The sequence below is a fragment of the Kitasatospora sp. NPDC059088 genome (assembly GCF_042738155.1).
Lineage (GTDB): Bacteria > Actinomycetota > Actinomycetes > Streptomycetales > Streptomycetaceae > Kitasatospora.
On record NZ_JBHYGR010000085.1, the window covers coordinates 31685 to 40132 of the forward strand.

Below are 8448 nucleotides of genomic sequence, written 5' to 3' on the forward strand. Positions count from 1 at the left end.
TCCGCGGGGGCGCGACACACCCCCCCCCCCCGGGCCCGGGGGGGGGCGGCCCCCCGCCCGCACTCCCCCCGCCGCCCCCCGAGTCGGCACACGGAGCACCCGACGCCGGACCGGGCGGCGGGCGTTCGGCGAGGTCGGACGGCCGTCGGCGGGCTGACCGTCCGTCCGCCGGGCGACGCAGGACCTTCACAGGAAATCACGAAGCCCTCAGCCCGTGATGACGGTGAACCCCTCCGGGGCGCGCAGCCGGACGGCGCCGGTGTGGTCGGTCTCCACCTCGATCGGCAGCCCGGCCACCGTCAGCCCGCGGATCCGCAGCGACTCGTACCCGGCCGGGACGCTCCCGCGCACCCACAGCCGGCGCCCCGGAGCGTCCGCGGCGAGCCCGAGCAGCGCCTGCAGCACCAGGACGGCGGAGGCCGCGGCCCAGGCCTGCGGGCGGCAGGAGGCGGGGTACGGGACGGGGCGGTGGTAGCGCTCGCGCGGGTGGCCGCCGTACAGCTCGGGCAGCCGGTGGTCGAAGGCCGCGGCGGCGCGCAGCAGTCCGGCGGCCAGCGGCGCGGCGTCCTCGGGCCGGCCGGCCCGGGCCAGTCCGTGCACGGCGACGGCGGTGTCGTGCGGCCAGACCGAGCCGGTGTGGTAGCCCAGCGGGTTGAAGCCGGCGGTGGCGGCGTCCAGGGTGCGCAGGCCGAAGCCGCTGTCCAGGCCGGGGGCGGTGAGGCGCTGCGCGACCAGCGCGCTCTCCTCGGCCGAGAGCAGGCCGGTGCCGAGCAGGTGGCCGAGGTTGGAGGCGACCGAGTCGACCGGCCGCTTGTCGCGGTCGAGGGCGACGACCGGGTGGCGGCCGTGCTCGTCCTCGGTCCAGAACCGGTCGCGGAAGCGCTCGCGCAGCCGCTCGGCCCACTGCCGCCAGCGCTCGGCGCCGGGGCGGCCGAAGGCCTCCAGCAGGTCGGCGGACTTGACGGCGGCCTCGTGGGCGTAGGCCTGGACCTCGCTGAGGGCGATCGGGGCGGCGGCGATCCGGCCGTCGCGGAACCGGATGCCGTCCGAGGAGTCCTTCCAGCCCTGGTTGGAGAGGCCGCGGCCGGTGCTGTCGACGTACTCCAGGAAGCCGTCGCCGTCCGCGTCGGCGTACCGCTCCAGCCAGTCGAGGGCGGCCTCGGCGTGCGGGAGCAGGTCCTCGACCTCCTCGGCGGGCAGGCCCCAGCGCCAGGCGTCGTGCAGCAGCAGGAGCCAGAGCGGGGTGGCGTCGGCGGTGCCGTAGTAGCTGGGCGGCAGGTGGGAGCCGGTGTCGAGGTGCTGCTCGGCGCGGCGGACCTCGTGCAGGATCTTGCCGGGCTGCTCCTCGGTGGCCGGATCGACGGCCCGGCCCTGACGGCGGGCCAGGGTGCGCAGGGTGCCGGCGGCGAGGTCGGTGCCGAGCGGGAGCATCATCCGGGCCGCCCAGAGCGAGTCGCGGCCGAACAGGGTGAGGAACCAGGGCGCTCCGGCGCCGAGGAAGGTGTCGGCGGGGCGCAGCGGGTCGGTGAGCAGCAGGCCGCGCAGGTCGTGGTGGGAGCGGGTGAGCCAGTGGGCGAGGTGGTGGTCGCGGCCGGTGATCTCGGGGGTGCTCCAGGGGGTGGTGCGGGCGGCGGGGAAGAGGTCGCCGTCGCGGTGTTCGGCGGTGCACTCCAGGACGGCGTGCCAGCTCCGGCCGGGGGCGAGTTCGAGGTCGTAGCCGAGGGTGCCGCTGGCGGGGTCGAGGTGGTGGGGCGGAGGGGTGAGGGTGAGGGCGGCGGTGAGCGGGCCGTCCTGCCAGCGCAGGCCGTCGGCGCCGTGGGCGCGGGGCTCGACCGGGGTGCCGGGGCGGCCGGCCTTGACGGTGTCCATGGCGGCGAAGTCGCTCTCGGCGCGGATCTCCAGGCGCAGGCGGGCGGGGCGGGTGCCGGCGTTGTGGAGGGTGCAGTGCTCGACCAGGCGGCCGGGGTGGAGTTCGCGGCGGCGTTCCAGGGTGGTGGCGGGGTCGGCGGTCCCTTCGCCGAGGCCGCGCAGCACGGTGACGAAGACGGTCCGCCCGTCCGGGAGTTCGGCGGTGGCGATCGGGGCCTCGGGAACGCCGGGGGCACCGATCTCCAGGCGGGAGAGGATGCGGCGGTCGCCGTGGTAGAAGCCGTCGGCGCCCTCGCCGATGCGGCCGTCGGGGCGGGCGGCGCAGAAGCTGGGGGCGGCCACGGAGAGCCGGGCGTCGTGCAGGAACGGCTGGAGGTCGGTCGCGGGCATGGTCTCCTCGTTCTCGGTGCGGGGCTTGACAGTTGCTTCCACCCGGGCGCAACCTTTCTGTCATTGGAGCGTTCCAAGACATTAACTCCCCTGGTGGGGTTGATGGAACCCCCGCTTGGAACGCTCCAAGCCAAGCCCTGTGGCGACAGAACCTAGGATCACCGTCATGCATGCACACTCATCGCCCAGGAGCGGGCCCGGGTCCGCGGTGACCCTCGAAATGGTCGCCGCCCGGGCCGGCGTGGGCCGTCAGACGGTGTCCAACGCGATCAACTCGCCCGAGCTGCTGCGCCCGCAGACGCTGGAGCGGGTCCGGCGCGCCATCGACGAACTCGGCTACCGCCCGCACCGGGCCGCCCAGGCGCTCAAGACCAGGGCCAGCCGGCTGATCGGCTACGGCATCCGCTCCAGCAGCACCGGCGTCCCGACCCCGGTCCTGGACCAGTTCCTGCACTCGCTCTCCGAGGCCGCCGACCGGGCCGGCTACCGGGTGGTGCTGTTCGCCGTCGCCCCCGGGGACGACGAACTCACCAGCTACCAGCAGCTGCTGGACGAGCACGGCGCCGACGGCTTCGTGCTCAGCGGCACCGACCGCGGCGACCGCCGCCAGGGCTGGCTGCACGAACGCGGCGTCCCCTTCGTCGCCTTCGGCCGCACCTGGTCCGGCAAGGACGTCGGGGACTGGGTCGACGTGGACGGCGCCGCCGGCACCTCGGCGGCCGTCCGCCACCTGGCCGGGCTCGGCCACCGCCGGATCGGCTTCCTGGGCTGGCCCAAGGGCTCCGGGGTCGGCGACGACCGCGCCCGCGGCTGGCAGGGCGCGATGCGCGAACTGGGCCTGTCCACCCGGGGCCGCCGGGTGGAGAGCCCGGACGACCCGGAGCACGCGACCGAGGCCGCCGGGAAACTGCTGGCCGGCGGTGCGACCGCCGTCGTCGCCGCCAGCGACACCCTCGCGCTCGGCTGGTACCAGGCGTTGCGCCGGGCCGGCCGCACCCCCGGCCCGGAGGCCGCCGTGATCGGCTTCGACGACTCCCCGATCGCCCCACTGCTCTTCCCCTCGCTCTCCAGCCTCGCCCAGCCGCTCGACGCGGTCGGCCGGGTCTGCATGCAGTTGCTGCTGGAGCGCCTCGGCGACCGCGGGCGGCCCGTCGAACACGTGCTGCTGGAACCGGAGCTGGTGCTGCGCGACAGCGCGTAGCGCCCGCGCCCTCCCCGCGCCCCTTCCCCGAAACCCCGCCACCGAGGCCCGCCGCCGAGGCCCGCCCGAAGCACCCGTCCCCCGAAGGCCGTCCACCACCCACCACCCCGCAAGGAGACCCGCATGGCCACCTCCCGCACCCTCGCCGCGGCCGCCGTCTGCACGGCCGTCGCCCTCGGCGCCGTCACCGGCTGCTCCTCCTCGGGCGGATTCGGCGACACGTCGGCCAAGCAGTCCTCCGGCGCCGGCCAGAGCCTGACCGTCCTGATCGCCAGCTCCGGCGAGGCCGAGACCGCGGCGGTCAAGGCCGCCACCGCCGCCTGGGCGCAGCGGACCGGAAACACCGTCACCGTGCAGATCGCGAGCAACATCAACCAGCAGCTCGGCCAGGCCTTCGCCGGCGGCAACCCGCCGGACCTCTTCTACGTGAACTCCGACCAGTTCGCCAACTACGCCAAGGGCGGCTCGCTGTACGCCTACGGCGATCAGATAGCCGACGCCGCGGACTTCTCCGAGCAGCTGCGCAAGGCGTTCAGCCACGACGGCAGGCTCACCTGCCTGCCCAAGGACAGCTCCACCCTGGCCCTGGCCGTCAACACCACGCTGTGGCAGCAGGCCGGGCTCACCGAGGCCGACTACCCCACCACCTGGCAGCAACTCGCCGACGACGCCGCCAAGCTCACCAAGGACGGCGTGACCGGCCTGGTCACCGCCCCCGACTACCAGCGGCTGGGCGCCCTGTTCAAGCAGGCCGGCAGCTGGATCACCAACCCCGAGCAGACCGCGATGACCGCCGACGCCCCCGGCAACCGGCAGGCGCTGGAGTACGTCCAGGGCCTGTTGAAGGCCGGTTCGGCCAAGTACGTCGCCGAGGTGGACGCCGGCTGGGGCGGTGAGGCGCTCGGCAAGGGCAAGGCCGCGATGACGATCGAGGGCAACTGGCTCAAGGGCGCGATGGCCAAGGACTACCCGAACGTCCCGTACAAGGTGCTCCCGCTGCCCGCCGGGCCGGCCGGCCCCGGCACCCTGGCGTTCAGCAACTGCTGGGGCATCGCCGCCAAGAGCCGCCACCAGGCGGCCGGCGTCGACCTGGTCCGGCAGCTCACCTCCGGCGACCAGCAGCTGGAGTTCGCCAAGGCCTTCGGCGTGATGCCCTCGCGCACCAGCGCGCTCGCCGCCTACGCCGAGAAGTACCCGGAGTCCAAGGCCTGGGTGGACGGCGTCGCCCACGCCCAGCCGCCGGTCACCGTCCCCGGGTTCAACCAGGTGCTCACCCAGTTCAACACCGACCTCCAGTCGCTGCGCACGGCCGACCCGGCGGCAATCCTGGCCGCCCTCCAGCGCAACGGCGAGCAGGCCGTCAAGAATGCCCGCTGACCCCCGCCCCCGCGTCCGACGCGGCGTGCGCGGCCTGCGCGAGGGGGCCTGGGGCTGGCTGTTCACCGCCCCCATGGTCCTGGTCCTCGGCCTCTTCATGGTGCTGCCGATCGCGATGGCGCTGTGGGTGAGCCTGCTGCACTGGGACGGCCAGTCCAACCCCTTCGACGGCACCGCGGACTTCGTGGGCCTGGACAACTACCGCCGGCTGTTCACCGTGGACGGCCTGGACCGCACCCTGTTCGCCACCTCGCTGCGCAACACCCTCTACTACGTGGTGCTGACGGTGCCGCTGCAGACCGTGCTGGCGCTGGCCCTGGCCCTCGCCGTCAACCAGCGGCTGCTGCGCGGCCGGGGCGCCCTGCGCACGGTGTTCTACTTCCCGTCCGTCACCAGCTCGATCGCCGTCTCGACGGTCTTCCTCTTCCTGTTCCAGGGCAGCGGCGCCGTCAACCGGATGCTGGGCTGGGTCGGCGTCGAGGGCCCCAACTGGTTCGCCGACCCGCGCGGGCTGGTCTGGCTGGTGCTGGGGTGGTTCGGCGTGGACCAGCCCGCGCCGACAACCGGCGGCCCGCTCGGGCTGGCCTGGTCGGAGTGGTTCGCCGGGCCCTCGGTCGCGATGTGCACCCTGATCCTGATGGCCGTCTGGACCACCTCCGGCACCTTCATGCTGATCTTCCTGGCCGCCCTCCAGGACGTCCCGCGCGAACTGGAGGAGGCCGCCGCCCTGGACGGCGCCGGCCGGCGCCAACTGCTGCGCCACGTCACCCTTCCCGCGCTGCGGCCGGTGCTGTTCCTGGTGCTGACGCTGGGGCTGATCTCCACCTGGCAGGTCTTCGACCAGGTGTACGTGATGGGCAAGGGCGCGCCCGGCAACACCACCCTCACCCCCGCCTACCTCTCCTACTCCTCCGGCTTCGACAACGCCGACTACGGGCAGGGCGCCGCCATCGCGTTCGTCCTGCTCGGCCTGGTCCTGCTGCTCACCGCCGTGCAGCGGTGGGCCCTGCGGGAGCGGGACGGCGCCCGGGGGCCCCGCCCGAAGGGAGTCCGCCGTGCGGCGCGCTGACCACCGGACGGGACCGGAACGTCCCGTGCTCGCCCGCTTCCCCCGGCCGCTGCGCCTGCTCGGGTACGCCGCGCTGCTCGCCTTCGCGCTGCTCTACCTGCTGCCGTTCCTCCTGCAGTTGGCGAACAGCTTCAAGACCGACCCGGACGCGGCCGCCCACCCGATGACGCTGCTCCCGGACGGCGGCACCCTCGACTCCTACCGCCGGCTGTTCGGGCTCGCGCACGGCGTGGAGAACGTGCCGTTCCTCGGCTGGCTGGGCAACAGCGTGCTGGTGACCGTCCTGGTCACGGCCGGGCGGGTGCTGTTCGACTCGATGGCGGGCTACGCCCTGGCCCGGATCGCCTTCCCCGGCCGCCGGCTGCTGTACGGCTTCGTGCTGGCGGTGATGGCGGTGCCCGGTGTGGTGCTGCTGATCCCGAAGTTCCTGGTGCTCAAGAGCTTCGGGATGTTCGACACCTACGGCGGGATGGTGCTGCCGCTGCTGGTCGACGCCGCCGGGATCTTCATCATGCGGCAGTTCTTCGTCTCGGTGCCGCGCGAGATCGAGGAGGCGGCGCGGATCGACGGCGCCGGGACGTTCCGGATCTTCTGGTCGGTGGTGCTGCCGATGTCCCGGCCCTCGCTGATCACCCTGACCGTGCTCTCCTTCCAGGGCTCCTGGAACGAGTTCACCCATTTCCTGGTCTCCACCCAGTCCAGTGGGCACGACACCCTGACGACGGGTCTGGCGCACTTCGTCTCCGGCGGCCTCGGTTCCGGGACGCAGTACCCGCTCAAGCTGGCGGCGGCACTGGTCTCCACCGTGCCGGTGGCGGTGCTGTTCTTCTGCTTCCAGCGCCATTTCGTCCGGGGTGCCAACTCCGGCTCGTCGAAGGGATGAAATCAGGCCAAAAGGTATCGATATCGGCCCGATCAGTTAAAGCCGGGGTCAAATAATCGCGTGCCTCCTTGCTGATAATGTGATCACCTGTGTATGCGCTGCGGCGTTCTTCACCGCAGGGGAGGGAATGGCCTGACCCGTTTCACTCAGGCCCCGTCAGACCAGGAGTTCCACCATCAACACCGCCATCCGCACGGCCGCCCGCGGTGCGCTGCCCGTCGCCGTCACCGCCTCCGTCCTCGCCACCGGCCTCACCGCCTGCGGCACCGCCGAGCAGCTCTCGGCCGGCCAGAAGGTGTCGAAGGCCTTCGGCAAGGTCGGTGACGGCAAGTCCGCCGGTTTCACGCTCTCCGTGGACGCCACCCCCGAGCAGATCGTCGCCTTCACCAAGGCCACCGGCGACGAGGCGATCGACGAGCAGAGCGCGAAGGGCCTGTCCGGCCTCTCGGTCTCCGTCGCGGTCGCGGCCGACAAGCCGCTCAAGGAGGTCGACGCCTTCAAGAACACCGGGGCGGGCGACCAGAAGAACCAGCAGGACATCACGCTCGACAAGTCGGTGCGGATCTCCTACCTGATCGCGGACAAGAAGGGCACCCCGCTCCTGGAGTACCGCCAGGTCGACGCCAAGGGCTTCCTGCACCTCGACATGAAGAGCGTGCTCAAGCTCACCGGCCAGGACCCGGCCGAGGTCGACACCGTCGCCAAGGACCTCTCCCCCGACATGGCCCCCGCCAAGAGCCTGCTGACCGGCAAGTGGGTCTCGCTCGACCTCCAGCAGCTCGCGGACGAGGCCAAGAAGGAGGACGGCGCCAAGGGCGGCAAGCCGGAGGCCGTGCCCTCGGTCGACCCGGCCGCCGGCAAGGAGCTCCTCAACTCGCTCAAGGACGTGTTCAACCGGACCGTCACCTTCGAGGACAAGGGCAAGAAGGACGGCACCGAGCACATCTGGATGAGCGCCCCGGCCCGCCAGGCCGTGGACGAGCTGTACAAGGCCGTCAAGCCGCTCTCCGCCAAGTTCCCGCAGCAGTTCAAGAAGTTCCCGACCGAGGCCCCGACCGACGTCCCGGACCGCAAGGTCGGCGTCGACCTGTACCTCAAGGACGGCGCGCTCAACTCGGCCACCTTCGACCTCGCGCAGCTGGAGAAGAAGGTCGACCCGGGCGTCAACTTCCCGGTGAAGCTCGCCTTCAACCAGGACGCGCCGAAGGTCGAGGCCCCGGCCGATGCCACCAGGATGACCAGCGAGGACCTGGTGAAGACCTTCCTCGTGCTGGCCTCCGGCGGCGAGGACCCGAGCGCCGAGGGCGACGCCACCGGCGTCCCGCCGTTCACCACCGAGGCCGCGCCGCTGACCGACGCCCAGCTCAAGTCGCTGGCCGCGCTCGGCATCCCGGAGGCCCAGGCCAAGGCGTTCAACAAGATGGGCCTCGGCTTCGAGGACATCAAGGCCATGGCCGAGGAGAAGTGACCCGCTCCTGAGGGGCACCGTCCTGGCCGTCCCCACGGACGCCCCTGACACGCACTCCTGACCGGCGCCTCCGACGCACCGACCGGCCGGGGCCCGCCCCCGGGGGGGCGGGGCGGCCCGGGCCCCGCCGCCGCGCGGGGCCGCCCCCGGGCCCCCCCGGCCCCCGGGCCGCCCCCGGCGGCCCCCCCCCC

General features: G+C 73.1%; 7 protein-coding genes. 5 read left to right on the forward strand and 2 right to left on the reverse strand.

Annotation, left to right across the window (positions count from 1 at the left end; translation table 11 throughout):
• Nucleotides 1–207 precede the first annotated feature (207 nt).
• Nucleotides 208–2301: a glycogen debranching N-terminal domain-containing protein gene (locus ACFWXO_RS30470; protein ID WP_380527630.1), complete on the reverse strand. Its 2094-nt coding sequence runs from the start codon at nt 2299–2301 to the stop codon at nt 208–210.
• A 124-nt stretch (nt 2302–2425) separates the two neighbouring features.
• Here ACFWXO_RS30470 and ACFWXO_RS30475 point away from each other — a divergent pair, with 124 nt between their 5' ends.
• The 4 genes from ACFWXO_RS30475 to ACFWXO_RS30490 all read left to right on the forward strand — a co-directional run bounded on the left by ACFWXO_RS30475 (nt 2426) and on the right by ACFWXO_RS30490 (nt 6789).
• Nucleotides 2426–3460: a LacI family DNA-binding transcriptional regulator gene (locus tag ACFWXO_RS30475; RefSeq protein WP_380527631.1), complete on the forward strand. Its 1035-nt coding sequence runs from the start codon at nt 2426–2428 to the stop codon at nt 3458–3460.
• Between the two features lie 123 nt (nt 3461–3583).
• On the forward strand, nt 3584–4837 hold the full coding sequence (locus ACFWXO_RS30480; protein WP_380527633.1) for an extracellular solute-binding protein: 1254 nt from the start codon (nt 3584–3586) through the stop codon (nt 4835–4837).
• Entirely contained in the window at nt 4827–5906 is a 1080-nt protein-coding gene (locus ACFWXO_RS30485) for a carbohydrate ABC transporter permease (RefSeq protein WP_380527635.1), read from the forward strand. The genes ACFWXO_RS30480 and ACFWXO_RS30485 overlap by 11 nt, the downstream gene beginning before the upstream one ends.
• Nucleotides 5893–6789 carry a carbohydrate ABC transporter permease gene (locus ACFWXO_RS30490; RefSeq protein ID WP_380527637.1) on the forward strand — a complete coding sequence of 299 codons (897 nt, stop codon included), beginning with the start codon at nt 5893–5895 and terminating at the stop codon, nt 6787–6789. Before ACFWXO_RS30485 ends, ACFWXO_RS30490 begins: the two co-directional genes overlap by 14 nt.
• 156 nt (nt 6790–6945) lie before the next feature.
• Here ACFWXO_RS30490 and ACFWXO_RS30495 read toward each other — a convergent pair whose 3' ends face one another.
• Nucleotides 6946–7104: a hypothetical protein gene (locus ACFWXO_RS30495; protein ID WP_380397864.1), complete on the reverse strand. Its 159-nt coding sequence runs from the start codon at nt 7102–7104 to the stop codon at nt 6946–6948.
• Between ACFWXO_RS30495 and ACFWXO_RS30500 the strand changes: the two genes are divergently transcribed.
• On the forward strand, nt 7085–8257 hold the full coding sequence (locus tag ACFWXO_RS30500) for a hypothetical protein (protein WP_380527638.1): 1173 nt from the start codon (nt 7085–7087) through the stop codon (nt 8255–8257). The genes ACFWXO_RS30495 and ACFWXO_RS30500 overlap by 20 nt on opposite strands.
• The last annotated feature ends 191 nt before the right edge of the window (nt 8258–8448 follow it).

Excerpts from the sequence above, each read along its gene's own strand:
- ACFWXO_RS30475 (WP_380527631.1), top strand. The coding sequence starts at position 2,426 with ATGCATGCACACTCATCGCCCAGGAGCGGGCCCGGGTCCGCGGTGACC.
- ACFWXO_RS30480 (WP_380527633.1), top strand. The coding sequence starts at position 3,584 with ATGGCCACCTCCCGCACCCTCGCCGCGGCCGCCGTCTGCACGGCCGTC.
- ACFWXO_RS30485 (WP_380527635.1), top strand. The coding sequence starts at position 4,827 with ATGCCCGCTGACCCCCGCCCCCGCGTCCGACGCGGCGTGCGCGGCCTG.